Source organism: Alphaproteobacteria bacterium (assembly GCA_026400645.1).
In the GTDB taxonomy this organism is placed as follows: Bacteria; Pseudomonadota; Alphaproteobacteria; order Paracaedibacterales; family CAIULA01; genus JAPLOP01.
This window is the reverse complement of the sequence record JAPLOP010000023.1, coordinates 32,311-59,012: the sequence shown is the minus strand read 5'-3', so window position 1 is coordinate 59,012 and position 26,702 is coordinate 32,311. Positions and strand designations below refer to the sequence as shown.

The 26,702-nt window shown below is 45.7% G+C and carries 21 protein-coding genes and 1 tRNA gene; 9 read left to right on the top strand and 13 right to left on the bottom strand.

Going from position 1 to position 26,702, the window contains the following annotated elements; genetic code table 11:
• The first annotated feature begins 186 nt into the window (after positions 1 to 186).
• The 4 genes from NTX76_03360 (at position 187) to NTX76_03345 (ending at position 5,834) form a co-directional block, all read left to right on the top strand.
• The gene (locus NTX76_03360) at positions 187 to 1,926 is read left to right on the top strand and encodes a tetratricopeptide repeat protein (GenBank protein ID MCX7338306.1); all 1,740 of its coding nucleotides are present in this window, start codon (positions 187 to 189) and stop codon (positions 1,924 to 1,926) included.
• 176 nt (positions 1,927 to 2,102) lie between these two features.
• Positions 2,103 to 3,911 carry a penicillin-binding protein 2 gene (mrdA, locus tag NTX76_03355; GenBank protein ID MCX7338305.1) on the top strand — a complete coding sequence of 603 codons (1,809 nt, stop codon included), beginning with the start codon at positions 2,103 to 2,105 and terminating at the stop codon, positions 3,909 to 3,911.
• Positions 3,911 to 5,005, top strand: coding sequence for a rod shape-determining protein RodA (gene rodA / locus NTX76_03350; protein ID MCX7338304.1), 1,095 nt, complete (start codon positions 3,911 to 3,913; stop codon positions 5,003 to 5,005). Before mrdA ends, rodA begins: the two co-directional genes overlap by 1 nt.
• A gap of 91 nt (positions 5,006 to 5,096) precedes the next feature.
• Positions 5,097 to 5,834, top strand: a complete 738-nt coding sequence (locus NTX76_03345) for a DUF5765 domain-containing protein (protein MCX7338303.1) — start codon at positions 5,097 to 5,099, stop codon at positions 5,832 to 5,834.
• A 156-nt stretch (positions 5,835 to 5,990) separates the two neighbouring features.
• Here the strand turns inward: NTX76_03345 and NTX76_03340 are convergent, their stop codons facing one another.
• From NTX76_03340 to rsmH, 5 genes are read right to left on the bottom strand one after another with little or no spacing between them, the layout of a single operon-like run.
• Positions 5,991 to 7,397, bottom strand: a complete 1,407-nt coding sequence (locus tag NTX76_03340) for a UDP-N-acetylmuramoyl-L-alanyl-D-glutamate--2,6-diaminopimelate ligase (protein ID MCX7338302.1) — start codon at positions 7,395 to 7,397, stop codon at positions 5,991 to 5,993.
• On the bottom strand, positions 7,384 to 8,325 hold the full coding sequence (locus NTX76_03335; protein MCX7338301.1) for an Rpn family recombination-promoting nuclease/putative transposase: 942 nt from the start codon (positions 8,323 to 8,325) through the stop codon (positions 7,384 to 7,386). The genes NTX76_03340 and NTX76_03335 overlap by 14 nt, the downstream gene beginning before the upstream one ends.
• A 9-nt stretch (positions 8,326 to 8,334) precedes the next feature.
• Positions 8,335 to 10,095 (bottom strand): penicillin-binding protein 2, encoded by a 1,761-nt coding sequence (locus NTX76_03330; GenBank protein MCX7338300.1) that lies wholly within the window; start codon positions 10,093 to 10,095, stop codon positions 8,335 to 8,337.
• Positions 10,096 to 10,104: 9 nt separating this feature from the next.
• Positions 10,105 to 10,470, bottom strand: coding sequence for a hypothetical protein (locus tag NTX76_03325; protein ID MCX7338299.1), 366 nt, complete (start codon positions 10,468 to 10,470; stop codon positions 10,105 to 10,107).
• On the bottom strand, positions 10,467 to 11,378 hold the full coding sequence (gene rsmH / locus NTX76_03320; GenBank protein MCX7338298.1) for a 16S rRNA (cytosine(1402)-N(4))-methyltransferase RsmH: 912 nt from the start codon (positions 11,376 to 11,378) through the stop codon (positions 10,467 to 10,469). The genes NTX76_03325 and rsmH overlap by 4 nt, the downstream gene beginning before the upstream one ends.
• 217 nt (positions 11,379 to 11,595) lie before the next feature.
• Here rsmH and NTX76_03315 point away from each other — a divergent pair, with 217 nt between their 5' ends.
• On the top strand, positions 11,596 to 12,459 hold the full coding sequence (locus NTX76_03315) for a phosphatidylserine decarboxylase (protein MCX7338297.1): 864 nt from the start codon (positions 11,596 to 11,598) through the stop codon (positions 12,457 to 12,459).
• A gap of 85 nt (positions 12,460 to 12,544) precedes the next feature.
• On the opposite strand, the gene NTX76_03310 is transcribed toward NTX76_03315, so the two are convergent.
• The 7 genes from NTX76_03310 to NTX76_03280 all read right to left on the bottom strand — a co-directional run bounded on the left by NTX76_03310 (position 12,545) and on the right by NTX76_03280 (position 21,150).
• The gene (locus NTX76_03310) at positions 12,545 to 12,739 is read right to left on the bottom strand and encodes a hypothetical protein (protein MCX7338296.1); all 195 of its coding nucleotides are present in this window, start codon (positions 12,737 to 12,739) and stop codon (positions 12,545 to 12,547) included.
• A gap of 90 nt (positions 12,740 to 12,829) precedes the next feature.
• Positions 12,830 to 13,003 (bottom strand): hypothetical protein, encoded by a 174-nt coding sequence (locus NTX76_03305; GenBank protein ID MCX7338295.1) that lies wholly within the window; start codon positions 13,001 to 13,003, stop codon positions 12,830 to 12,832.
• A gap of 326 nt (positions 13,004 to 13,329) precedes the next feature.
• Positions 13,330 to 13,406: transfer RNA gene (locus NTX76_03300), tRNA-Pro, on the bottom strand.
• Between the two features lie 72 nt (positions 13,407 to 13,478).
• The gene (gene ligA, locus NTX76_03295; protein MCX7338294.1) at positions 13,479 to 15,533 is read right to left on the bottom strand and encodes an NAD-dependent DNA ligase LigA; all 2,055 of its coding nucleotides are present in this window, start codon (positions 15,531 to 15,533) and stop codon (positions 13,479 to 13,481) included.
• Between the two features lies 1 nt (position 15,534).
• Positions 15,535 to 16,656, bottom strand: coding sequence for an NAD-dependent epimerase/dehydratase family protein (locus NTX76_03290; protein ID MCX7338293.1), 1,122 nt, complete (start codon positions 16,654 to 16,656; stop codon positions 15,535 to 15,537).
• A gap of 15 nt (positions 16,657 to 16,671) precedes the next feature.
• On the bottom strand, positions 16,672 to 18,594 hold the full coding sequence (locus NTX76_03285; GenBank protein ID MCX7338292.1) for an acetoacetate--CoA ligase: 1,923 nt from the start codon (positions 18,592 to 18,594) through the stop codon (positions 16,672 to 16,674).
• Between the two features lie 135 nt (positions 18,595 to 18,729).
• Positions 18,730 to 21,150: an ATP-binding protein gene (locus tag NTX76_03280; GenBank protein ID MCX7338291.1), complete on the bottom strand. Its 2,421-nt coding sequence runs from the start codon at positions 21,148 to 21,150 to the stop codon at positions 18,730 to 18,732.
• Positions 21,151 to 21,680: 530 nt separating this feature from the next.
• Between NTX76_03280 and NTX76_03275 the strand changes: the two genes are divergently transcribed.
• The gene (locus tag NTX76_03275; GenBank protein ID MCX7338290.1) at positions 21,681 to 21,980 is read left to right on the top strand and encodes a HigA family addiction module antitoxin; all 300 of its coding nucleotides are present in this window, start codon (positions 21,681 to 21,683) and stop codon (positions 21,978 to 21,980) included.
• Here NTX76_03275 and NTX76_03270 read toward each other — a convergent pair.
• The gene (locus NTX76_03270) at positions 21,938 to 23,500 is read right to left on the bottom strand and encodes a hypothetical protein (protein MCX7338289.1); all 1,563 of its coding nucleotides are present in this window, start codon (positions 23,498 to 23,500) and stop codon (positions 21,938 to 21,940) included. The genes NTX76_03275 and NTX76_03270 overlap by 43 nt on opposite strands.
• A gap of 300 nt (positions 23,501 to 23,800) precedes the next feature.
• Between NTX76_03270 and NTX76_03265 the strand changes: the two genes are divergently transcribed.
• From NTX76_03265 to NTX76_03255, 3 genes are read left to right on the top strand one after another with little or no spacing between them, the layout of a single operon-like run.
• On the top strand, positions 23,801 to 24,448 hold the full coding sequence (locus tag NTX76_03265; GenBank protein MCX7338288.1) for a tetratricopeptide repeat protein: 648 nt from the start codon (positions 23,801 to 23,803) through the stop codon (positions 24,446 to 24,448).
• A 50-nt stretch (positions 24,449 to 24,498) separates the two neighbouring features.
• Complete coding sequence (locus NTX76_03260) at positions 24,499 to 26,025, top strand: type II and III secretion system protein family protein (GenBank protein ID MCX7338287.1); 1,527 nt, start codon at positions 24,499 to 24,501, stop codon at positions 26,023 to 26,025.
• Between the two features lie 14 nt (positions 26,026 to 26,039).
• Complete coding sequence (locus NTX76_03255; GenBank protein ID MCX7338286.1) at positions 26,040 to 26,702, top strand: hypothetical protein; 663 nt, start codon at positions 26,040 to 26,042, stop codon at positions 26,700 to 26,702.

The window sequence follows — 26,702 nt, the reverse complement described above, 5'->3', positions numbered from 1 at the left end:
TACGATCTATTTCGCAATGTATAATTTTATTCACTTGTTTTTGGTAGCATAAAATTAAACAGCGTTTAGAGTATACAGATGGTATCCCGGATTAGCGTAAAAATTCTCAGTCTTCTTTTGGTTGTTCCGTGTATGGCGTGCGATTTTCAGGAAAGTTTAGGTTGTGAAAAAAATATTGAAAGGACAATGCGCGAACGCATCAGGATAGAAGCTGCGTCGGGGAATGCGGAGTCTCAGAATAAATATGCGTGGATGCTTTTTGCGGGGCAGGGTGGTGATACAGACTATAAAGAGGCTTGTCGTTATTTCAAAATGGCAGCTGATAATGGGCAGGTGCAGGCACAATTCGCCCTTGCTGGTATTTTATATGCGCAGGATCTTGATGCGACAAACAGGGCAGAAGCACGAAAATATTATAAAAAGGCCGCATACAGCGGAAGGGTGGAGGCACAAGCCATTTATGCCATGATGTGTTTGAATGGGGAAGGGGGGCCCATAAACATGGGGGAGGCGCGTAAATATCTTAGGATGGCTGCGGATAATGGACGCATAGATGCGCAGACTGATTACGCCTTAATGCTACTTCAGGGGAAAGGTGGAAAAATAGATCTGAAAGAGGCCTATAAATATTTTAGAATTGCCGCCCTCAAGGGGCAGTCAATCGCACAATTCAATTATGCCATGATGCTTCAGAGCGGGGATGGTGGGGATGTCATTGATCTGAAGGGGGCTCGTAAATACTTTAAATTGGCCATCGACAATCCGTTGATCCTGAATAATGAACGGACATTTTCCAGGCTTCAGTATGCCTTATTGCTTCTTGATGGAAAGGGAGGAGATGTGGATCTGCCAGAGGCGCGCAAACATTTAGGGGATGCCGCAGAAAGCGGATTTAATCCAGCGCGACATTTGTATGCCGAGACACTTCGTAGTGGAAAGGGTGGAGAAATAGACCTGCCAGGGGCGCTCAATCATCTGAGGCTTGCCGCAGAGGAAGGATTTTTGCCATCACAAAGTCTATATGCAAGGATGCTTTATAGCGGGGAGGGTTGTCGGCCAAATCAAGAAAAAGCCATTGAATATCTTAAATCGGCTTCTTCTGCAGGGCACTCAGAGGCGCAAATTAATTATGCGTCAATAATTATAAACAGAGACAGTAGTGATGCCGATTTTCAGCAAGCGAGGAGATATTTAAAATCTGCCATAAAGAATAATTTTATTATTGCACATTATTTGTATGCATTGATGCTTTATGATGGAAAGGGTGGAGGTAAAAATCCAGAAGAAGCCCGGAAATATTTTAAGCTTGCTGCGGATAAGGACCATGTGGAGGCGAAGCATTGGTATGCCACGATGGTGCGTGATGGGGAGGGGGGCTCTCAAAACAAAGAAGAAGCCCGGGAATACCTTAAGCTTGCCGCAGATAAAGAAAACATGAAGGCGCAACGTGAGTATGCTAAGATGCTTTATCATGGCGAAGGTGGGGCTAAAGATCTAAAAAATGCCTATAAATACTTTAAATGGGCGGCTGACAAAGGGGATTCGGAGGCGCAGATTGGTCTTGCCAGAATGATGTATTATGGTGAATATGGATCGATTAACTTAGAGGGTGCTCGAAAATACAGCAAATTATCTGCGGATCAGGGAAATGCATCGGCGCAGAATGGTTATGCTATGATGCTTTGTGACGGAGAGGGTGGTCCTAAAAACCAAGCGGAAGCCCGTGCCTATTTTCAAAAGGCGGCTGATAACAATCATGTTCAGGCACAATTTAATTATGCCACGGTGATGCGTGATGGAATCGGTGGGGCTATAGATCTTGGGAACGCCATCAAATATTTTAAAATGGCCGCTGATCAGGGGGATTTGGATGCAAAAAATGATTATGATGCTCTTGTTGCGAAGAGCAAACCAAACCTCTATTAAGAAAAAATAAAAGGCGTTTATAGTGTTTTTCTACGTGATCAATAGAGAGATAGATTTCTGGATGGCCACACTCTCTTCGTTCGTTCGCCATGACGTCATAGCGAGGAGGGCAAGGCCCGATGGGACCATCCAAAAATCTATCCTGTTGTCTATTGACTTTTCAGGAAAATACTATAGTGAGTAAGCAAGATCAAACTTTATCGTTTACACGACGCGCAATGATGCTGCTTTCGATGCAGGGCGTGCTGACTTTGGGTTTGGTGGGTCGTTTGTATTATTTGCAAATTGCACAGGGGAAAAATTTCAAAATATTGTCCGACAAAAATCGGATCCAGACAATTTATACACCGCCCCGTCGTGGTTTTATTTATGATCGTTCTGGTATTATATTGGCCAACAATCGCATTACATATCGCAGTGTTTTGGATCCGGATGAAAAAGAAAACAGCAGGGAAATTCTTGAAAAGCTCAGGGGAATTCTGCAGTACGACGATGCGACGATTGCTGCCTTGTGGGAACAAATTAAAAAATCTAAACGGCGTTTGCCCATTTCCCTTAAGGATAACTTGTCGTGGGATGAGCTGGCTCAACTAGAACTTCACGCACCAGACCTTTTGGGTGTCACAGTTGAAAAGGATCAATCGCGTTTTTATCCCTATCCCCTTGAAACATGCCATGTCATAGGATACGTTGCGGCCGCATCGGAACGCGAGGTGGACACTGATCCAACAATCGGCATTACGGGGAATCGCATTGGGAAAAATGGGTTGGAAAAAACGTACGACACACACCTTCGGGGAAAGCATGGCCTGAAACAGGTGGAGGTTAACGCAACCCGGCGGGTGGTTCGCGACATCAGTTCCATTCCCAGTATTAGCGGGGACGACATCACCCTGACGATTGATTTTCCCCTGCAACAAGCTGTTCATGATATTTTGCAACGCGAAATCAGCGGAACCGGCATTGTCCTTGATGTCCATACGGGGGCCGTTTTGGCGGCCGTGTCCCATCCAGGGTTTGATTGTAATTTGATGACAACGCAAATTTCAAAGGGTGATTGGCAAAAAATTGTCCAACAACAGGGAAAGCCCCTTAATAATAAAATAATTTCGGGTCAATATTCGCCCGGGTCAACCTTTAAAATGATGGTGGCGCTGGCTGGATTGACCGCTGGCGTTATTGATGAGGATACTCAATTTTTTTGCCCAGGGCATTATGATGCGCATGGCCATCGATTTCATTGCTGGAATTGGAAACAAGGGGGGCATGGAACGATGGATTTGCAGCACGCATTGGCGGCATCTTGTGATGTTTATTTTTATTCCTTGGCCAGTCTTTTAGGGGTTGATAAAATTGCTGCCGTGGCCCAGGCGTTTGGATTTGGTGACTGCACAGGCATAGAATTAAATGGCGAAAAAAAAGGGCTTGTTCCCACAAAAAACTGGAAACGAATCGTTAAACAACAGGCCTGGTCACCGGGTGAGACGATCAATGTATCGATTGGCCAGGGATATGTTTTATCAACCCCTCTGCAGCTTGTTAAAATGATGGCGCAACTTGTCAATGGATTGCATCCGGTCACGCCGCATTTGCTAAAGGATCGCAAGAATCCGATCTTGCCCCGTTTACCCTATGATCCAGAACACATAAAAATCATTTTGGATGGCATGGAACAAACTGTGAACAGCCCCTGGGGAACGGCCTATGCGTCGCGTATTGCGACGCCCGGACAGGAAATGGGCGGAAAAACGGGCAGTACGCAGGTCAGCCGCATATCCCAACAGCAGCGCCAGGCGGGGACTGTGAACGATCGCCCCTATCATCTAAAGGAGCATTCTTTGTTTGTTGGGTATGCCCCCATTCAGTTACCCCGATTTGCTGTATCGGTTCTGGTCGAACACGGCGGTGGCGGCGCAAAGGTGGCGGCTCCACTAGCCAAGGAAATTATGATTGCTGCCCAACGCCTTGTACCTGTGGGTGTGTGATGAAATTCCGTCGCCTTTGTGCCCTCAACCCCTGGATTTTACTGCTGATTAGCACGATTGTCGGCGTTGGAATATTGATGCTCTATTCGGCGGCAGATGGCAGCATGCACCCCTGGGGCATTCGGCAATTGGGGCGCTTTGGTATTGGTTTTTTCGTTATGATCATTGTTTCTGTGACGGACATTCGCGGATGGTATGCTAGTGCCTATTTACTATATTTTATAGCGCTGGCTCTGTTGGTGGCGGTGGAGGTTTTGGGTTTCGTTGGCATGGGGGCGCAGCGTTGGATTGATTTGTATGTGTTTAATCTACAGCCGTCGGAATTAATGCGGGTTTGTTTGATCCTGGCGTTGGCGCGTTATTTTCATGATTGCACCTTGCAGGATGTTGCCCGTGTCCAAACCCTATTATTGCCGGCAGCGCTAATTATTGTGCCAACCCTATTTGTTTTACGACAGCCGGATTTGGGGACAGCCTTTATGTTGGTGCTAAGCGGGGCGGCCCTGTTTTTTGTGGCGGGCGTTAAAATCTGGAAATTTATTGTCGTTGGTGTTGGTGGCATCGCGGCCGTTCCAATCTTGTGGCCATTTCTCCATACGTATCAACAAAAAAGAATTCTGATTTTCCTTGATCCGGCAAGTGATCCAACAAATACGGGATATCATCTGACTCAATCAAAAATCGCCCTGGGATCGGGTGGATTATGGGGCAAGGGGTTTTTATGCGGCACCCAAAGCCATTTGAATTTCCTGCCCGAAAAGCAAACCGATTTTATATTCACCATGTTTTGCGAGGAATTCGGCATGATCGGGGCCATTGTCTTGCTGTGCCTTTATGCGACGTTGATTGTTTATAATTTCAATGTTGCCCAGGCTTCCCGAACACAGTTTGGAAAGTTGATTGCTATCGGCCTTGCGACGACGTTTTTTCTGTATGTTTTTATCAACACAGCCATGGTTATGGGGTTGTTGCCTGTTGTTGGGATCCCCCTTCCGCTGATTTCTTATGGCGGGACAGCCATGATCACGCTGTTGTTCAGCCAGGGCCTTATTTTTTCGGTGAAATTGCACAATGACATTCGTGTTGGGGGCTAGGCTTTTTTTGCTGCTGTGTTAACTGGTTTTTAATCTTTCGACGTTTACAATGAACCTAGGACAAAGTTTATTTAAACAAAGGAAACATATTATGTGCTGGAGCGGAGAAGCATCAACAGTATTAGCAACCATAGGGCTTAGCTCGTGTGCCTATGCGGCGTACAAAAAAGAACCAGCCGCGATATGGGTTTGTTTGGGATATTTTTCATTGATGGAGGCGCTGCAGGCGTATACATATTCAGTCATCGATCAATGTTCGTTGCCATCGAATCAAATCGCCACGCTTTTGGGGTATTTACATATCGCCTTTCAGCCATTCTTTATTAATAGTATTTCAATGTATTTCGTTCCGGATGCGGTTCGAAAGAAAATCCAAGGACCTGTCTTTTGCCTTTGTTTTGCAGCAGCCATCATTATGATTCTGCAGGTCTATCCATTCGATTGGGCCGGGACGTGCGCCCCATCAAGGGTTTTATGTGGAAAAAGTTTATGTTCCTTTCATGGAAATTGGCACATTGCGTGGGATGTTCCGGTTAATGGTATCTGGAATCAGGTGCTCGATATTCCTATTCTTAAACATATCCTTCATCATGGCTATCCATATATGCTTGTTGCTTTTTTCTTGCCTGTTATTTATGGATCATGGCGCATGACATTGTATCATCTGATTGCTGGGCCGACCCTTGCGCATTTGTTGACAAACAACAAGAATGAACAGCCTGCCGTTTGGTGTTTGTTATCCATTGGTTTTCTACTCATTCTTGTGGAAACACCACTTCGCAGAATCCTACATGTCAAAAAGTGGCCATTCTATCCAAAGCAGGCATAAAACATTGTGACAAAATAGTTTCCTGGATGGCCACGCTCGTTTCACTCGCTCGCCATGAACGCCACTGTTGTCATGGCGAGGAGGACGAAGTCCGATGGGACCATCCAGAAAATGTAATGGAGTCTATTGATCTGATGCCGAAGTGTTATAATTCGATTATGCACACAAATATTTCAGCGCCTCTACCCGATCATCAAAGGGGTGAATTATATCGCCAATAATTTGCCCCTGCTCGTGTCCCTTGCCGGCAATTAACAATACATCGCCTATCGCAAGATTTGTAATCGCATAGTGTATCGCATCGCTTCTGTTTTCAATATTTTTTGCCAGGGGACAAGATTTCAGGATCTGATCCCGAATGTCGTCAGCATTTTCATGTCGTGGATTATCATTTGTGACAATAACCATATCAGCAAGGGCGGCGGCAATGGCACCCATTTTGGGGCGTTTGGATGCATCCCGATTGCCCCCGCAGCCAAAGACTACCCATAATTTACCAAGGGTATGACGGCGTAGGCTTTTCAGGACATTTTCCAGGGCATCGGGCGTGTGGGCATAATCCACATAAACGGGGGCGTTATTTTTGCTGCCCACATATTCTAAACGCCCGGGGACAGTTAAAAGGGTCGACAGGGTTTTAAGGATTGCGGAAACTGGCAGCCCCGTTGCAATGGCCAACCCCATCGCACACAAAACATTTTCCAATTGAAAAAGACCAACCAGGGGAATGGCTTGTGTCGGATAAAATATTCCATCGATCGACAAATCAAATGAAATGGAGTGTTCGGTGGTTGCAATGTTTGTCGCCTGTAAAAACGCAGATCTGGTCAAGCTATACGAAATAACCCTGTGGTTCCTCCCCAAACAAAGTGTCGATAGCTTTTCATAAAATGGGGAATCTTGGTTCAAAACAACGGGGCTTCCATCGGGCAGAATCTCGGTAAACAGCTTGGCTTTTGCGGCGAAATACGCATCCAACGTCCCATGATAATCCAGATGATCGTGACTTAGGTTCGTAAAGGCAGCGGCCGACAGCGTAACACCATGCAGGCGGTATTGATCCAGGCCGTGGCTTGATGCCTCCAGCGCCAGATGCTGAATATCCCTAGTATATAATTCGGCCAGGGTTTTATGTAGAGTAAGCGGGTCTAGTGTTGTCAGGGATGGCAACGATATATCCAAATTTTTTGACGCAAGACCCAAGGTCCCAAGGCTTGCCGCACTGAATCCAGCCCCCTCCCAAAACTGACGAAGCATGTTCACAACGGAACTTTTTCCATTCGTCCCCGTTACAGCAACAAGGATGCGGGGTTGCTTTTTATAAAAAGCACCAGCCAACAGTGATAAAGCTAAACGTGGATTATCTGTTTTGATGAATCGGATTGTGGGATTTGATGCGGCCAAAGAATCGCACAGGGAAGGCACCGCCACGATTGTGGTTGCCCCTGCCTTGATTGCATCCTGTGCATTAGAAAGGTTCCGCGCACATGGAATCACCACAAACAAATCGGACGGCGACACAAGACGGGAATCACACGTGATGGTTTGTTTATGTGTTTCCATCAAGAATCCTGTTAAGTCGATCTGCTGACAATCCCGTTATTTGCGAGATGACAGTTTTCTCTAGGCCAGAATCGAACATCTTTTGGGCCATGGCTTGTTGAGCGCGCTTTTCGCCTTCCTCTCGACCTTCCTCTCGACCTTCCTCTCGACCCTTCTCAATACCCTTCTCAATACCTTCCTCTATTCCCTTTGCCATGCCCTGTCTGAATCTTTGATTCATAATGTTCCAATAGTCGGCTTCTATTTTTTCAGCCCGTTCATAGGCCTGCAATTCATCCTCGCTCCAGTCAAAGCTGTTCAATTCATGATATGCGCGCTGCAAGATTGCATAATCGGCAATAATCTTGGCTGTCTCATTCTTTGGTGCTGTGTCTGCATTGTTAAAGAAATAGGCCCATTTTTCGATCATTGTCATTGATTCATCAAAGGTTTTATTTTTTAGCTTTGGCAATTCTAGAAACGTAAAAGAAAAATCCCTCAGATCATGTTCGTGACTATTGCGGTCCAAAATAACATGGTCAGACTTATATGCCTTCTTGTGGGGAAACATAATAAAATCGGTGATGGCCAAAAAAATCACCTCTTTTAGATTGTGATATTCAGCTTTGATTGCCATTTGGGCGATGTATGCCTTTGCTGCATAATATTGGGCGCGCTTTTTAAAGCTCTCGTCCCAGGCTACCTGCATTTCAACGATCCATTTGTTGCCTTGTGGATCCTCGCACAGAATATCAACAATGCTTGTTTTTTGGATGGCGATCTCTGGTTCCTGGATCGTTTTTAGGAAAGTGACATTGGTCACAGGTCCGCCACCCCTGAAATCAATCATGTCATTCAGAAAGGCGATCAAGATATCCTTGTTCTTTTCTGTGCCAAAGATGCGCTTAAAAGCAATATCGTTTTTGGGGTTTAGGTATCTTGCGAACATAATGCCTCCCTAGTTTGTCAATTTATGACTTGTGTTAACCCATTGTGCCATGTTGGATGCCAGAGGATTTATGACCTCCTCGTAATCAGGTTGAACCCCCAAGATGGGGCCCATTCTGGCAATAATTTTACCGGCAGTTGGTGCCGCATTCCACCCGGCCGTTGCGTAACCATGTGTTGTTTTGGTGGGTTTTGGATCATCAAGCGTGATCAAAAGAACATACTGGGGTTCATCCAATGGGAATCCGCCAATAAACGTGGTCCAGCGAGATTTATCTTTGTAGCTTTTCCCCTTGGCCTGATAGGCGGTTCCTGTTTTGCCAAAAACGGAATACCCTTCGATGTCTGCTTTTTTGGCTGTTCCTTCGCCAACGACAAGTCGCATCAAATTGCGGATGGTTTTCGATGTTTTTTCTGACACGATTCGTTCTTTTTGTTGGTTGGCCGCAATCACTGCCTGGCGATCTGATGCATTTTTATACACAAAGGTTGGCTGACACGGAATTCCATTTCCCACAATATTATTAACCGTGGACAAAAGCTGAAGCGGGGTCACAGACACGCCATACCCATAAGATACTGTCATTGCGGTGACATCGGTCCAGTTTGCCGGAATCAGGGGCTGACCGATCTCTGGAACCTCTATGGTTGTGGGGGTTAGAATACCAAACTTTTTCATATAGGATTTTTGGGTTTTTGTTCCAAATTCCTGGGCAATTTTAATGGCCGCGATATTGGATGAATACACAAATGCTTCTGTTAGGGACAATTCACGGCCTTTCCCCTTGAAATCATTGACCTTAAAACGACCAATTTGAACCGCATGACGGGCATCATACCGACTGTTGGTTGTGGCGCTTCCGGCCTCTAACGCGATCGCAATATTCAGGATTTTAAAGGTGGAGCCCGGTTCGTATACACCAAGGGTATTTCGATTGTATGTATCTTTTGATGCCGCTTTATTATTCGCCGTATCTTGATTGGGCATGTTCGGATCAATGCCGGGCAATGACACCATCGCCAACATTTCCCCCGTTTTGGCATCCATAACCATGGCATGTCCACCGATAGCATTGAATTCGGCCATCGCATTGGTCAGTTCATCGTGAACAATATGCTGAACACGAATATCCAGGGATATTTTGAGCGGTTCTTTGTTTTTGCGGAGCTTAACATCAAAGAATTTTTCTGTGCCAGAAAGACCATTGCTGTCCACCCCGCACATTCCCAAAACATGGGACGCCAACGCCCCATAGGGATAAACACGCTTATGATCTTTTTGTAAATAAACACCCGGGATGCCCAGATGGTTGATTTGGTCCTGGAGCTTTGGGGGAACATGACGGGAAAGCCACACGAACCCCTTGTTTGATGTCAGCCGTTGAAACAACGTTTCGACCGTCACATTGGGCAGAACCTTGGCCAGTTTTTGGGCGGCTTCTTTGGCATTAATGATAACCTTTGGATTCGCATACAGCGATGCCGTCACCAAATGTGTTGCCAGAATTTCACCATTTCGATCAACAATGTCAGCGCGGGGCAACGTATTTTCATGCGTGATTGGCGCCTCATCAAAGGTCTTTTTATCGCGAAAAACCATCACATCGACAAGCCGAACGCATATTAATAAAAAGGCCAACGACATCAAGCCACTGGCAACAAGCATCCGCTGGCGCGCCATATCAAGCAGACCCCGATGGTGCAATGCCTCATGCCACAGGTTAAGATGTTTCGACAGTCGAACAAACGGACGTTTGATAAGATATTTCATTGAAAACGCCTAATCTTTATCATGTTTTGCTTGCGCATCATTGTTAATCGTGGCCTCTGCGATAAGGTCTTCCAGTGCAGCTTTGTCATATCCAGCCTCGCCCCCCAATAAGTCGTCGAACGAAATCAACTGCGCACTTTTCAGGGGCTTCATCCCTGGTAAATACTTTACAGCTAATCGTTGCAAGCGTGCCGGTTCGTTTAACAGGGCCCATTCGGCCTTTAAAATGTGGAGCGTTTCTTTTGTTTCCTGGATCGTTCGATTGATTTGACGATGCTGCAGTTCCAGGGCCATAACCTCGTACTTAACGCGAAATAAAATAAGCGCAATAAACAAACATAACCCTGTAACAAAAATCGTCGAACTCCGAATCATTTTATGCCACCACCAAATCGTGTGGGTACAAGGTGTGCAACACGCAATTTTGCCGATCGGCTGCGTGGATTGATCGTCATTTCGGCATCCGATGGGCGAACGACCTTGGTGATCAGTGGCTTTAATTCAAAGGATGCTTGTTCTACAGTCAGGACGCAACCGGACCGTATCCAATTTTTTACCAATCGGTCTTCTAAGGCATGAAAAGCGACCGTCACGATTTTTCCTCCGACAGCTAGCAGGGATGGGGTTTTTTTTAGGGCCTTATCTATCTCCATTAACTCATTATTTACAAAGATTCGCAAGCCCTGAAAGGTTAACGTGGCAGGATCTAAGCCATCTTTGCGTCTAACGATGCGTCTGACCAGTTCGGCCAATTCCAAAGTAGTCTCAAATAGTTTTTCTTGTCTTTTCTCCACAATGGCAGCTGCAATACGACGGGATTTTTGTTCCTCGCCATACGTCCAAAGAATGGCAGCTATGTCTTCCTGAGTGAACGTATTGACAACATCAGCGGCGGTTATGCCAGTGTCGGACATGCGCATATCAAGGGGGCCGGAAAAACGGAAAGAAAATCCCCGGTCTGGATCATCAAGCTGAAAAGATGACACCCCAAAATCAAAGACAAAGCCATTATATTTTTGGACTGGCAGAATTTGATCCAAATCCCCAAAGCAACCCGAAACAAAGTCAAATCGGTCACCGTACTGATCGCGAAACTGATTCGCGCGCTGTGCGGCTGCTGGGTCCCGATCGACGGCAACGACTTTGCAATCAGCAGCGTCCAAAATGGCGCGGGTGTAACTGCCACCCCCAAATGTTGCATCCACATAGGTTTCCCCCACAGTCGGCTGAAGCGCCGAAAGCATTTCTTTTAATAAAACAGGGATATGAGAAGTGGATACAATTTTAGTCAAAATATTACGAAGCCTTTACTTTATTCTTATGAATTATGGATGAACACCTGTGCCTAACATTTTTTTGGATAAAAGTCAAGAAATTTCCAAGTTTACCGCCCAGTCCATCCAAGCCCATGACTCTGACAGATAGGGCATAATTGGTGTACGTTTTGTTTTTTTTCAGGTATGCTTTTTACATTAACCATTTTAATTTGGAAGTTTTTATATGTTTTTTGCACATCTTATTCACCCTGAAGGCTGGCGTTTTGTTGCTATTTTTGCTGGTATCACCATATTGTTCTCTCTGTTCTCTCCGACTCTGGGATGGATTGGGGCGATCCTAACGGGATGGTGTTTTTATTTCTTTCGCAATCCTGCACGCGTTACACCGGCACGGGATGGCCTTATTATCAGCCCCGCAGACGGTAAAATTGTGGCCGTAAAGGAAATAGTCCCGCCGGAAGATTGGGACATCGGAACCGATCCACTTGTTCGCGTTAGTATTTTTCTGAATGTTTTCGATGTTCATATTAACCGCATCCCAATCAAGGGAACAGTTCGCAAGGTCCTTTATCATGCAGGAAAATTTTTCAACGCATCATTGGATAAAGCAAGCGACCTCAATGAAAGAAACGTGATTGTTCTTGATTTGGATGATGTAACAGATTGTGTAACCCTGGGTGCTGAAAAAATCCCTGCGGCCCCATCCAAGAAGTCAAAGAAAGCATCGGAGGCCCTAGTAGAACAAAAATCCGGAACAGAAGGCGATGATACATTGAACCAGTTCCTGAATTTAAACGATGGCGATGCGTCACAATCATTCGTCAGTGCAGAAACTGGACGCAGGTCTATGGCTTTTGTTCAAATAGCAGGCCTTATTGCACGCCGCATTCGATGCGATGCAAAAGAGGGCGACAAGGTCAACACTGGCGCCATTTATGGACTGATTCGATTTGGCAGCCGGATGGATGTTTATCTTCCAAAAGGTGCGAACCCGCTTGTCATAGAAGGGCAAAGAGTTCTAGCCGGAGAAACGGTTTTGGCCGACCTTCAAAGCAGTGAACCCGCACGACAAGGTCTTATTGTATAATGAGCAAAAAACACCGCCAGCACAACAGTGAGGGGCACAAAGGTCAAAGCGACCACGTGCCCGGTCATTTTAAACAGCGATTCAATCAAGCACAACAGTCGAAATACTTGTCTTTGGCTGCTATTGCACCAAATATGGTTACGGTCTTGGCGTTGTGTTGTGGAATGACCTCTATTTCCCTGGCGCTTTCAGAACGTTGGGATTTGGCCGTCATTGTTATATTGCTGGCTGGTTTTTTTGATGGCGTTGACGGACGTGTTGCCCGTTTATTGGGTAGCACAAGCCGCTTTGGGGCGGAATTGGATTCCTTGTCAGACCTACTGAATTTTGGGGCAGCGCCAGCCCTTGTTATCTATTTGCGCGGCCTTAATCAATTGGGGCGTGTGGGATGGGGAATCGTATTATTTTTTACGGTTTGCATGGCGCTTAGGCTTGCCCGTTTTAATACCCGCGATATAGAGGGTAATGCCCCAACCTGGTCACATGAATTTGCTACAGGTGTGCCGGCACCAGCGGGGGCGTTTCTTGCCCTGATGCCGATCATTATCCAGCAGGAATTCACGACTCCCTTTTTGTATTCACCCTATTTTTATGCAGTTTTTTTGGTTGCCACCGGTGGATTATTGGTAAGCCGAATCCCAACCTTTGCGTTTAAAAAAGTCCAAGTGCCGCACAGACTTGTTTTGCCGCTTATGTTGACCGTGTTGGTTGTGGCTGTATCGTTCTATAGTCAGCCTTGGCTTACATTGTTCGCCATTGGGTTGGCCTATGTTGGCCTGATCCCCGCAAGCATTCATGCCTATGGCAAGGTAAAGAAAGAAATGGAATCGGGGGAAGATAGTAAAATACCTGAACAAATGGTCGGGCAAATGGTCGGAACGGCGGGATTCGAACCCACGACCCCTATCCCCCCAGAATAGTGCGCTACCAGGCTGCGCTACGTTCCGACAGTGTTTAAATACTATCCTGAACGTTTAAGAAAGGCAAGCCTGTCTTTTCTGCTGCATTGGTCTTTTGCTTTACCCCTTGACGATTTTTAGCCAATCATCCTCTGTCAATACGCTGACCCCTAATTGTTGGGCTGTTTTTAGCTTGCTCCCCGAATCACTACCGGCCACAACATAATCCGTTTTCTTGGAAACCGACCCTGTAACCTTTGCGCCAAGGCGTTCGGCTTGTGCTTTGGCTTCGCCCCGGCTTAGGGTTTCTAGGCTCCCCGTAAACACGATAATCTTTCCGGCAATAGGGGATTCCGTCTGGCGTGTTTCTTGGAATGGCTGAATCACTATCAGGCTTTGCAAGTTATCAACAACAGTCCGTTGTTCCGGGCTTTGAAGAAAGGCCGCAATATCGTCGGCCATGTTTGGGCCAATCCCCTCGATCGTGAGCAGGTCATCGTGATCGGACGCCAAAAAAATATCCAGCGCCCCATAATGCTTCGCCAACAGTTTAGCTGTAACGTGCCCAATTTGGGGGATCCCCAGTGCATAAATAAACCGATCGAGGCTAATTTTGCGACGCTGATTAATGGCGTTAAACAGGTTGGCGCTTGATAAATCCCCCCACCCCTCGACAGTGGAAAGCGGCGTTTTGGACAGCTTATCCCGGTCCTCTAGGGTAAAAATGTCAACGGGTGTTCGAATCAAGCCGGCATTATAAAAATTTTCGATATGCTTTCCACCCAGACCATCAATATCGAATGCATCGCGACTGACGAAATGCTTTAGCTTTTGGATGGCTTGTGCCGGGCACATAAAACTGTTGCCGCACCTTTTGGCAACCTGACCATCGGCCTGGATCACATGTCCGCCGCATTCGGGGCAAAGGGTCGGAAACTGAAATGGCACGCTGGTTGGTGGGCGTTTGGCCAGAATCACCTGAACAACCTGCGGAATCACATCGCCGGCCCGTTGCACGATAACGGCATCACCAACCCGAACATCTTTCCGGTGGATTTCATCATCGTTATGCAGCGTTGCGCGACTGACCATGACGCCCCCAACAAATACGGGCTCCAGAATCGCCACCGGCGTCAAAACACCAGTTCGGCCGACCTGTATAATAATGTCTGTTAAAATTGTTTCAGCTTGTTCGGCAGCGAATTTATGCGCGATCGAATGGCGTGGCGATCGACCAACTGTCCCCAATCGATTCTGCAGGCCAAAATCGTTTATTTTATAAACAACTCCATCAATTTCATAGGGCAATTGGGGACGACGTTCCTGCATCTTTTCATAATAAGTTATCAGATCTGATTGTTGGTCACAAAGGGCGACATCGGTACACGTTTGAAACCCCCACCGTTTCAGGGATTGTAGGCAGTTCGTCTGCGTCCCATCGGGCAGCTGCGCGGCATCGTACGCATAAGCAAAAAAACGCAAGGGGCGCTGGGCTGTGATATGCGGATCCAGCTGACGCAGTGACCCCGCAGCCGCATTCCGCGGATTGGCAAAGGGGGGTTCGTCATCCGCCACGCGTCGTGTGTTTAAGGCCTGAAAATCCTGAAGCGTCATGTAAACTTCGCCCCGAACTTCTAGAGTTGCTGGATAATCATCCCCCTGTAAAATGAGCGGGATATCGCGTACCGTTTTTAAATTAGCCGTGATGTTTTCGCCCACGTACCCATCCCCGCGGGTAGCCCCCAATACGAATTGGCCATTTTGATAGTGAAGCGACGCTGATAGCCCATCGATTTTAGGTTCGGCTGAAATAGGCAGTGGATGGTCATCTGGAAGCCGTAAAAAGCGGCGTGCGCGGTCAATAAAATCACCAACATCCTGGGCCGAAAATGCATTGTCCAGTGACAGCATCGGTTTAGGATGGGTCACCTTTTCGAATTCAGGCGCGGGCGGGGCACCAACGCGATGACTTGGGCTATCGGGGCGAATCAGGTCGGGAAAACGATTTTCAATGTCTGTGTTGCGCCGCCTGAGGGCATCGTACGCATTGTCCGCAAGCAGAGGAACAGCCAGTATATAATACAAATAATCATGGCGGGAAATTTCTTTGGCAAGATGCTCTAGCTCGAGCTTGGCTTCTTCCGGAGAGACTTGATCAACATTTTTATAAACCATTCTAGTCACCATAATAAGACCGATACCAATCCACAAATCGAGAAATCCCATCAACCATAGACGTTTTTGGTGAATATCCCAAATCTTTTTCAGCCAACGAAATATCACTTAGGGTTTCCAGGACATCCCCAGCCTGGGGTGGGAGCATAGTCTTTATGGCCTTTTTCCCCAAGGCATTTTCCAGCATGGCGATAAAGGAAAGCAGGGTCTCTTTCTTATGGTTGCCCAAATTATAGATTGGGTGATGGATGCCATGCTTGGATTGCGCCGGCCGATGTTGCAATGCAAGCAAGACACCCTGAACGATATCATCAATATAGGTATAATCACGGGTCATGTTTCCATAATTATAAACGTCAATGGGTTGGTCGTCTAAAATAGCCTTTGTAAACTTAAATAAGGCCATATCTGGGCGTCCCCAGGGGCCATACACAGTAAAAAAGCGTAGCCCCGTAACGGGAAGATTGTATAAATGATGGCATGACTGTGCCATCAATTCATTCGCGCTTTTGGTTGCCGCATAGAACGACAGGGGTAAATCGATTCGCTGACCCTCGTGAAAGGGGATAACCTGATTAGCGCCATAAACGGACGATGAGCTTGCATAAACAAGGTGCGAAAAATTCGATTGATGCCGGCACTGTTCCAGGATAACCGTGAATCCCAGCAGGTTGCTTTGGACATAGGCATACGGATCAATCAATGAATATCGAACGCCCGCTTGGCCGGCTAAATGAACAACCTGCGTGATATCCCTTTCTGCATCCCAAAGATTGGCAATCGAATCCTTGTCACTGATGTCCGCCTTGTGGAATCGAAAATTTGGAAAGCGATGCAAAAGATCAAGGCGGTCCTGCTTTAATGCAACATCATAATAGGCATTAAGATTATCAACGCCGACGACGTCCCGCCCTTGTTCCAGCAAAGCCTTGGCAACATGGAACCCAATAAAACCAGCGACCCCTGTTACCAAGACTTTTAACAATAATCCATTATCGACCCTTTCCTGCGACTCCTCCTCCCCGTCACCCCGTGGCTTGACCACGGGGCCCATGCTGAAATTCGTAGATCCCGCGATCAAGTCGCGGGATGACGTGGGGGGAGAGTCATGTGAAAAGGACACAATGCTTTCCTTTTATTAGTCAAACTTCAGATTCTTAAATTGTTCCAACGATTCTGGGTTTGCCAACGATTCGCTATTTTTGATGGCTTGTCCATGGATGACTTGGCGCACGGCAATCTCTGTTAATTTTCCATTTTTTGTTCTGGGCAGATCGTTAACCTGGAAAATTTTTGCCGGCACATGGCGTGGCGTTGTGTGCGTTCGAATTTGATATTTGATTTTTAACGTCAATTCATCTGTTAGTGCCACACCAGAACGCAACACAACAAACAGAATAATTCGTGTATCGTCATCCCAATTTTGCCCAACGGCCAGACTTTCCATAACCTCGTCCATTTGTTCCACTTGGCGATAAATCTCCGCCGTTCCAATCCGGACACCGCCAGGTTTTAAAACAGCATCTGAACGCCCATGAACAATAAATCCATCCTCGGCTGTGTGTTCCACAAAATCCCCATGATGCCATACATTGGGATACCGATTGTAATAGGCTTTGAAATATTTTCTACGGTCAGCATCATTCCAAAAACCAATGGGCCGCGATGGGAACGGGGCTGTGCAAACCAATTCACCTTGGCCGCTTTTCATTGGATTCGCGTCATCATCAAACACGTCGACCTTAAACCCCAAGCCTGCCCCCTGTAATTGTCCGCGATAGACAGGACGCGTTGGGTTGCCAATCATAAAACAAGCGATGATGTCTGTGCCACCCGATACGGATTCCACATGCACATCTGATTTGATATCAGCGTAAATATAATCAAAGGTTTCCTCTGATAATGCTGAACCTGTTGAGGCAATTGTCTTGATGGCGCTTAAATCATTTTTTGGTTTAAAGACAGCCTTATGAAGGGCGCTTAGATATTTGGCGGACGTTCCAAACAGGGTCATGCCGGTTTCTTCGGCAATTTCGAACAACCGGTCATTGGTTGGGTACATGGGGGATCCGTCGTACAGTATCAGCTGGGCATTGCTGGCCAAGGCACTGATCTGCCAGTTCCACATCATCCAACTGCAGGTTGCAAAATAGAAAACGCGATCATCGGGCTTGATATCGCTTTGTAATTGATGTTCCTTTAAGTGCTGCAACAACGTACCGCCGGCACCATGCACAATGCATTTTGGAACGCCCGTCGTGCCCGAAGAATACAGGATAAACAAGGGATGATTAAAGGGAAGCTGTTCGAACTGAATGTCGTTCGACGTTTGTGATTGTAATACAGTATTCCAGTCCAAATAAGGATGATCAAAACCCCCAACATAAGGAACGATGATGGTATGCTGAACAGTTGGCAGGGATTTCAGAATTTCCGGCAGCCGTTCTGTACAATTAAAAACTTTCCCATGATAAAAATATCCATCTGCAGAAAACAAAATCTTTGGCTCGATCTGGGAAAATCGATCGATAACCCCTTTTTCCCCAAAATCTGGCGAACAGGATGACCATATCGCCCCGACAGCACTGGTTGCCAGGGTCGCAATGATTGCTTCTGGCATATTGGGAAGGTATCCTGCAATACGATCCCCTGGCTGTATTCCCCAATCGCGAAGCTGTTGCGCCAATTGGCTGACCTGGTTATAAAGGGATTTATAGCTGATTTCTTGCTTTCGCTGAGTTTCCCCATAAAAAACAATCGCTGTTTCATCGTCACGTCTGCGTAAAAGATTTTCGGCATAGTTTAGACGGGCATCTGGGAAAAATTCGGCATTCATTATGTCGCCAGGATTTTTCAAGACAATATCACCGCGATTGGATGCAATAACACCACAGAAATCCCATACGTTTATCCAGAAATCTTCGATTAATGCGATGGACCATTGATGTAACGAATCATAGTCCGCATGGCCGCAATGCTGCATAAATTTATACATCAGGCTATCTTTAATGCGCTGTTCTGACGGCTGCCATAAAGGATAAGATTTTGATTGCTCTGTCACGATGGCGCTCTCTCTTGTTGATTGTAAAATTCACCTATTCAATAGATTACTCAAAAGAAACCATGAACGTCAATAATGGAATTTTAATAAAAATAATGATAATTTCAATAATATTAACGATTTATTAACCTTTCTTCATTGGGGGTTTATCGGCAAGTGGCACATGAATGTCGTTCCCTTTCCGGGTGCCGATGTTAACGTCATCGACCCGCCATGCAGCTCTATTAGGCTTTTGACCAAGGGCAGCCCAAGCCCGGCCCCCATCTGCATATTTTGCGTGTTTGCACCATGTTCGAATAAGTTAAATATTTTTTCCTGATCGTCATCATTAATGCCGATTCCGTTGTCCTGAATCGCTATGGAAAACCAATCCTTTTGGTCGCCGCTTTTTTGGGCAATAATGCTGATTTTCCCACCGGGATTGGTGAATTTAATGGCATTGGTCAGCAGGTTAAAAATGGCATGCTTTAGCCTTTTTCGATCAATGAAAACAGCCTCAATTTGACTGTCATTAATGACCTCAATGTCAAAGCCCTTGTCTTGGGCGCGACTATGGACCAGATCCGTCAGCCCCGTTAAAAAAATATCCAGGGGAGTTTCTTGATAATTGAGGCTAAGCTTTCCAGCTTCAATATTAGCTAGGTCGATCATATCATTGACCAGGCTTCGCAAACGCTCCGCCGATTCCACAACTCCTTTGCAGTAATCAAGCTGACGTTCATTCAGGGTCCCAAAATACTGATTAGACAGAATATCCATAAAACCAGAAATCGTATTCAGGGGGGATCGCAATTCATAGGAAACATGGGATATAAAATCTGATTTTATTCGGTCCGCCCGTTCCAATGTTTCTGTCCGTTCCTTGAGTGCTTGTTCAAAACGCCAACGGTCCGAAACATCCACAAAGGTCATCAAATGGGATCCATCAGGCAAGGGGACATATGAATATTCCAACCGACGGTCGCCTTTAAACGCGAACCGCCCATTAACAGATTGGCGCATGCTGATAATATCCAACATTTCTTTGCGCCAAATTTGACTTTCATTGCGATCATTAAAAAGGTGCTCTGCCTTTTCAAGGATATCATTGATATGACTGCTGGGGGACCGTTCCTCGTCAGTTAGGCGCCATATTTGCCCAATAGCCGGGTTGGTTAACCGCACACGATTATCGCTGCCGAACACAACGATCCCCTCGTAAAGATGATCGAGTGTTTCTTTTTGCACGGCGACCAACGTGTTGTACCCCTGCTCCAGGGCAAGCTTGTCTGTGACATTTTCAAACATATAAAGTAATCCCCCCAATGGATGAGGGGCAATCATTAACCTGAAAATCGTCCCATTGGGAATGTGCATCATTTCATAAAGGGGATATATCAAGTTATTGAACAGACTTAACCTTGATCGTTTATGTTCCGGAAAATTAGAATACTCAGATAGCATTCGATTTTCACGCAAACGTTCCAAAATCTCACCAAAGGTGGGCTTGCTATAAAGCCAATTCTCGTCCAGATTAAATTGCTTCACATAGGCATTGTTAAAAAATTCCAATCGTGTATCTGCCCCATAAATGGCAATGGGGGACGAAACTTGATCCAGTACTTCGTGATGGGCGTGTGTGTGAGTTAATAATTCATTCGCGGCTTCCTCGACCTCTGTCAGATCCAGTGCATATCCAACGGTTACGTGCCCTGCCGTTGCATGGTGGCCCAGAATGGGAATTTCTGCGATCTCAAGAAAACGCCTATGCCCTGCAACCACAACATGCGTTCTGATCGTTTGCTTTTGGTTTGTCCGAAGGGCTTTTTGCGACAAAGCATACGTATTGTTCGCGTGCGATATATCGATGAGTTCTTGTTTTTCTGCAATAACACGGCTAGCGCTACTTTCCAAAGCGCCCGCATAGGCCAGATTGCAGTATTGAATTCGTCCAACTGTATCCCGATACCACAAAGCAAGCGGACAAGCATCGGCCAATATGTGCAACATTTCCAGTTCATCATGGTTTTCTTTTTGAATGGTTTGGGAATGGATCTTTTCAATCAGAGTTTGTGTTATATCCGCCAAGGTCAGGATGATAAGCCTTTGTTCTGGTAATTTTTCTTCATCATGAAGGGAAAGCGCGATGCGCCCCTTTAATTCCAAATGAATGTGGGGATCATGATGCGCGGTATAATCCTGCAGGGATTGGGCGGGAATCGAAATCTGCACTGTAAAATCCCCCCCAAAATTTTGAAGGTGGCTGATTGCCTGTTGAAAGGGACTAAAAGGGGAATCTCCAAAGATTTTCTGAATGTTTGTAACGTGTACCGGATATTCAGGATCAAGGCACAAAAGCCGATAAAATGCCGGAGAGCAGTGAACAAGAGTATCGCCATCATGCCAGGCGCACCAAGGAAGCGGAAAAGATTCCAGGATTGCTTTGCTAAGGCGATTTTGTATTTGTAAGTGCTGATTATGAATACGCAACTCTGTATACTTCATGTGAGCATACAAAATAAGGAACAAGACAATAAAAACAAGAGCAATAAGGTAAATGAACCAAAGTGTCGTCATGCAACTGTGTACTATAAATGACCTGGTGCCATTGTAGCAGTGCAAAAAATTTTTGACAAATGATAACGTCTGTCGCAAAAAAACTTGAATTATAATGCGTATCGTTATATATCAAGCTGGGGTTAGCTAACCCGAGCTCGACATAAGAGCCGTATTAAAACAAGACCCCACCGTAGTTTTCCTCCGGCTTGACCGGAGGATCCAGTTGATAAAGATCAATTTCTTTCTCTGGACCCTATGGTCAAGCCATAGGGAAACTTGCTTTTGTCTGAGTTTTATTGACTTGTTGCATCGAACTGGGGTTAACCAGTATCGACTTTGTTTTGTATGGCAAGATGGCCATTCTTACTTTGTTGAAATACAGTATTTTCCTGTGTGATTAATAGAGAGATATTTTGGATGGCCATGTCGGGTTTCACCCTCCTCGCCATGACGTCATGGCGAGCCGACGAAGGCGGCGTGGCCATCCAGAAAGCCATTTTGTCGCCTATGGACTTTGCAGGAAAATATTATCATTGAAAGGGCATCACATGATTTGGAACATTCATCCAGGGGAAATTTTACGCGAAGACTATATGAAACCATTGGCGCTGAGCTCTAGGAAGCTTGCGGGCCTGTTGGGGGTTCCGGCTCCTCGTATTAACGACATTGTCCTCGAGAGAAGAGGGATTAGCGCAGAGACAGCAATAAAGCTTGCGCATCATTTTAACACAACGCCAAAGTTTTGGATGAACATGCAGGTTTCTTATGAACTCAGAAGGGCAGAAATTCAACTTGAATTAGGCTCTCAACCCGCAGCCCCCGGGAATGGCCTTGGGTCTGGAACATAGGACCGGATAAGCCGTTGGTCTGCCGCATCCGGGGCGGAGGCTGTTTCTAATATTTTAACCTGCAGCAGGATGACCAATTCCACAACCTCGTCCCCTTGCATGTGGGCGCTAAATAGGTCTTTTACGATATCGCCCAAAACCGGCAATTTCGTTGTATCTTGTCGTGAACGAACCTCCATCAATCCCCCAAGGACTGCGATTTCTTCATTCTTTAAACGCAGGACAGAATCAATCTCCTTGACCTCTACCACCGGAATTAGGGATGGCTTAACCTCCATCAGATTGGACGTGTTTGTTGTATTGCTGACATTGGCATTGTACGCGATGCTAACGGCGGGATCAGCGACGGACCGGGTCATTCTGGATACTGTCGGCCGCAAAAATAAAATCACCTCGCCGGTTTCATGGTCAATGGATGGCTGCACCGACATCACCAAACCAATCGGAACAGTCTGGATATCGCTTGAAACGCTGGTGTTTTCCCGTTGGACATTGGCGCTGTATTGTTTGTCATAATTCAATCGGAAATAAACCTGGTTTTGGGCAACTTTCAGAATCGCCGTTTGATTATTCATCACGGTTAAGCGTGGACTTGATAGCGTTCGGGAGCTGCCAAATTCCTGCAGGGCATTCAAGATCGCTGAAAATGTTTGCCCCTTTGCACCCAGGCTGATCATGTCTGCGTGGGCAGATGTTGGGTCAATAAAGTGACCCTTTTTGGCAAGGGCGCCGAATTCCCCATTAAAATACCAGTCCCCACGATTGCCGATTTTTTTCCAATCAACACCGCTTTTGAATTCATCGGTCAGGGTGACTTCGATGATTTTGGCTTCGATTAAAACCTGGCTGGTCACCGCTTTTCGAAGTTTATCCAAATAGCTTGAAACCAGCTTTTGCTGTTTCGCTGTGCCATGAATCGTGATAATCCCCCCTTGTTTATGCAGGGAATAGGTTGCATTGTGAGTGGCGGTACCTGAATCAGAATTCAGATTTTGACCCAGCAGGATTTTTAGATTTCCTTCTAGTTCTGTCCAGAAATCATTGTTACCAGTAACCGTTACGGCACTGTTAGACCCATTGTCGATCGCCGCTTTTTGTGAATTCGTATTGGAAAAAACGTCTGTCGCGATCGATATTTTGTTTTGACTGTTCCGGGACAAGTTCAAAAATTGGATGCTGTAATTTTCGGCATAGGGTTGATCAATCTCAATCTTTAGGGACTGGTCGATAATTTTGTACCGCAACCCTGCTAGGTTACAAATACTTTCGATGACCTGAATAAATGGTTTTTGGTGGGCTGAAAAAATGATGGCATTGTTTATGTTGGGGTCAAGCTGAAGATCAACATTGGCTTGACGGGCCAATTCAATAAAAATGGATTTAAGGGGTGCATTTTCGCTGATGGAAACAGAAACGGGCTGCAAAAAAGACTGGGGAAGATCTGGTTCTGATGGAATTTTTTTGACGGTAACGGGTAGGGATGCCGAAGGTTCCGCCGGCGCTGTCGTCAGTGTCTTCATATCCTTTGGCCCCAGAAGCGGGTTCAGAGACTGATTCTGAGCCAAATCTTGGCAGCTTGTTAGAAAAAAGACAAGGATGAGATAAATAAAAATAGGCAAAATAAAGGGTGATTTAACGGTGATTTGTCATTAATTTTAGATAAAAAAATTACACAAAGATATAGGTTTTATGATGTCGTGGATTTTTACCTTTCTTCTTCGCATATAGATTGGGTATGCTATCATAAATTGAATATATTGGGAATTAAGGGTTTGCAAAACAGACTTTCGTTCATAGCTAAATCGCAAGAAATTTTCAGCATGCTATTAATGATTCTGATCCTATCATCCTGTCAGCATGCCACCCAAAAAGATGTTTTGCTGTCTGCTGCCCAACGGGCAAAATCCGAAAAAAAATATGATGCGGCTTTAAATTTATACTCCCAAGTTTTACACAACAATCCCAATGATTTCGATGCCTTGATGGATGCGGGTGATGTTTGTCTGGCTTTGGGGCAAGCGGGTGAATCCATCGGTTTTTTTGAACGGGCGGCCTCCCTTGATACGGAATTTCATGCAAAGCAAAAACTGGGAAAGGCCTATCTGCTGACGTACAAAAGCAAGGAGGCACAGACCACATTCCAATCTATTCTTAAAAATCAACCAAACGATAAGGATGCATTGAATGGCCTGGCTGTCAGCTATGATCAGCAGGGTGATCATAAGGCGGCGCAAAAGCAGTACCATCAGATTCTGCAGCAGGACCCAAATGATATTTTGATAAAAAGCAATCTGGGCCTGTCTTTGGCATTTTCTGGTGATTACGATCGATCTCTTGCGCTGCTCGAGCCGATTGGATTGGCTGATTGGGCAACAAAACAACAGCGTCACAACCTGGCGCTGGCCTATACGGTGGCCAACAAACGAGACAAGGCTCAGTCCCTGCTAGACGCGGATAAAATCCTATGAAACGGTACCTAATCTCTATAAATTCAGTTCTTTTATGGTTGTTCCTGTTTATGGGCTTTGCGTCGTCTTCGGCCCTGTTTCCAGCAACGCAAAAACAAGGCGAAGGCCAGCAAAAGATGGACCTGCAAAAGGATCCCTTAAAAAAAGAAATCAACGAACCAAAGTTTGATTTTGCAAGATTTGATCCCATAAAAATCGAACCAAGGGTCATAAAGAACATAACGCAACAAACCCAATCAACGCTCGATTCACTGATCCACAATGACCAAAGCAATTTATTGAATCACCAAAACATTGCTGAACAAACAGCGGAAATCGAAGTCATTCATAGGGAAACATCCATCTTTCAACAGGACAGTGAAATTGACGAGGTTTTTATAACCGATCCAAAGACTGCCGATGTTCAAATTATCGATAGCCGAAGCCTGTATATATTTGGCGTCAATCCCGGATCAACAAGTATTTTATGCCTTTCAAAGGACAAGCGAACCCTTAAAAAACTGACTGTTTATGTTAAGGCATCCAATGGACAGCCAGGTCAGTTACAGGCCATTATAAAGAAGATTGTTCCAACCGCGAAGGTGGAGGTTGTCCAGCTGCCAACGGGAATTTTGCTGAAAGGATCAATAGAATCAACAAAAGACGGGGAATTGATCCAAGATATCGCGGAAAAAACTATCGAGGGCAGGTTGCAGATTTTAAATTACATGACCATTAGCAGGAGCATGCAAATCAATTTGCGGGTCAAGATTGCAGAGGTCAGTCGTTCAGTTTCCACAAGCCTTGGGGTTAATTGGCAGGCAAACGCGACACAGGGAAATTTCGCCTTTGGCATAATACCAGAGGCTGGCAGTTCGCAAACGGGTCCTTTTTTGAATTTTCAAAAGGGTGCCTTAAAGCTCAATGCCATTTTTCAAACTCTGGAAAATGAAGGGCTGGCAACCATTTTGGCGGAACCAAATTTAATTGCCCTTTCTGGAAAATCGGCCAGCTTTTCGGTGGGCGGGGAAATTCCCTATCAAACAGCGGCTGGATCTTTGGGGACATCAAGCGTTGAATTCAAGAAGTATGGAATTAACTTGGCATTCACACCGACTGTTGTGGGCGACACCATTCATTTGAAACTATCAACCGAGGTCAGCGGCCCCGATGGCACGACATCAGGTGGGGCAACAGCATTACCGGGATTATCCACAAAAAACGCGGAAACATCCGTTGCATTGGGAAATGGGCAAAGCCTGATGATTGCAGGACTTTTGTACAAAGAAACTGATGGCAACGAAAATGGGTATGCAGGCCTTGGGGATATTCCTATTTTTGGCAGGTTATTCCGCACCAATTCATTGAAAGATTCCAGGCGTGAGCTAGTCATTATTGTGACGCCCTATCTGGTGGAACCCATTTCAGCAAGCGAGAAATTTTCAGATCCGACCAGTGCCATTAAATTCGTCAACATGGTCGAACGACTTTTAAGCAAGCATGTGGCCTATTATACGGATGATCATCCTGATGAAAAATTGGGTGAAAACCCAGGCCAACAAAGTAATAAATTTGACTCCGCTGGCTTTTATTTTTAGGGAGGGTGGTTTTTGTGAAAATCATTAATTGGGCGATTTTTGTTTCTTTGTTTTCTGTGTTGGTGTTGGTGGCTGGCTGCAATGTTAGCCCTCCATCAAAAATCCAACGCAACGAATTAATCCACACCCAACAAGAAGTCAGCTTGTTTTACGCAGCATCAAATGTCGTGCCAGAAAAAGAAAGCGTATTGGCCATTAAAGACGCCCTAAAAAGAAAGCTGTCCGGTCGATCATCGTTGCATATCCATTTTGAAATCTCAAAAAAAGGCGCGATGCAGGATGCCCGGGTTGAATGGATTAAGGCTCAGCTGGCTGATTTTAGCAAAGAACGTGTTTATAGCGACGGTCAGAAAATAATTGATAACCTGCCGGCAAATGAAATCAAGATTGTCATCGACCGTTACCAGACTGTTTCACCAAAGTGCAAAAATAGCTTGGGTGGGGAAATGGTGGATTTTGGATGTTCTGTTGAAAACAATCTGTCGGCAATGATTTCGGATCAAGCTATATTCTTTAAGGGGGAAAATCACGGAGAATTCAATGCAGACGAACAAGTAAAAGCGATTAAAATACGCAAAGACATTGATACCGATAAAAAAACATCGGTGCAATCGTGGGGATCGCCTGGGATTTCTCCGGTTGGTTCTGGCATGCCAGGGGATTCAATTTGGAAATAA

Coding starts and splice junctions, on each gene's coding strand:
- NTX76_03360 (MCX7338306.1), top strand. CDS start 187: ATGCGCGAACGCATCAGGATAGAAGCTGCGTCGGGGAATGCGGAGTCT.
- rodA (MCX7338304.1), top strand. CDS start 3,911: ATGAAATTCCGTCGCCTTTGTGCCCTCAACCCCTGGATTTTACTGCTG.
- NTX76_03345 (MCX7338303.1), top strand. CDS start 5,097: ATGTGCTGGAGCGGAGAAGCATCAACAGTATTAGCAACCATAGGGCTT.
- NTX76_03340 (MCX7338302.1), bottom strand. CDS start 7,397: ATGGAAACACATAAACAAACCATCACGTGTGATTCCCGTCTTGTGTCG.
- NTX76_03335 (MCX7338301.1), bottom strand. CDS start 8,325: ATGTTCGCAAGATACCTAAACCCCAAAAACGATATTGCTTTTAAGCGC.
- NTX76_03330 (MCX7338300.1), bottom strand. CDS start 10,095: ATGAAATATCTTATCAAACGTCCGTTTGTTCGACTGTCGAAACATCTT.
- NTX76_03325 (MCX7338299.1), bottom strand. CDS start 10,470: ATGATTCGGAGTTCGACGATTTTTGTTACAGGGTTATGTTTGTTTATT.
- NTX76_03315 (MCX7338297.1), top strand. CDS start 11,596: ATGTTTTTTGCACATCTTATTCACCCTGAAGGCTGGCGTTTTGTTGCT.
- NTX76_03305 (MCX7338295.1), bottom strand. CDS start 13,003: ATGATCGGCATCAGGGCAAGAAACGCCCCCGCTGGTGCCGGCACACCT.
- ligA (MCX7338294.1), bottom strand. CDS start 15,533: ATGGTTTATAAAAATGTTGATCAAGTCTCTCCGGAAGAAGCCAAGCTC.
- NTX76_03280 (MCX7338291.1), bottom strand. CDS start 21,150: ATGACGACACTTTGGTTCATTTACCTTATTGCTCTTGTTTTTATTGTC.
- NTX76_03275 (MCX7338290.1), top strand. CDS start 21,681: ATGATTTGGAACATTCATCCAGGGGAAATTTTACGCGAAGACTATATG.
- NTX76_03270 (MCX7338289.1), bottom strand. CDS start 23,500: ATGAAGACACTGACGACAGCGCCGGCGGAACCTTCGGCATCCCTACCC.
- NTX76_03265 (MCX7338288.1), top strand. CDS start 23,801: ATGCTATTAATGATTCTGATCCTATCATCCTGTCAGCATGCCACCCAA.
- NTX76_03260 (MCX7338287.1), top strand. CDS start 24,499: ATGGGCTTTGCGTCGTCTTCGGCCCTGTTTCCAGCAACGCAAAAACAA.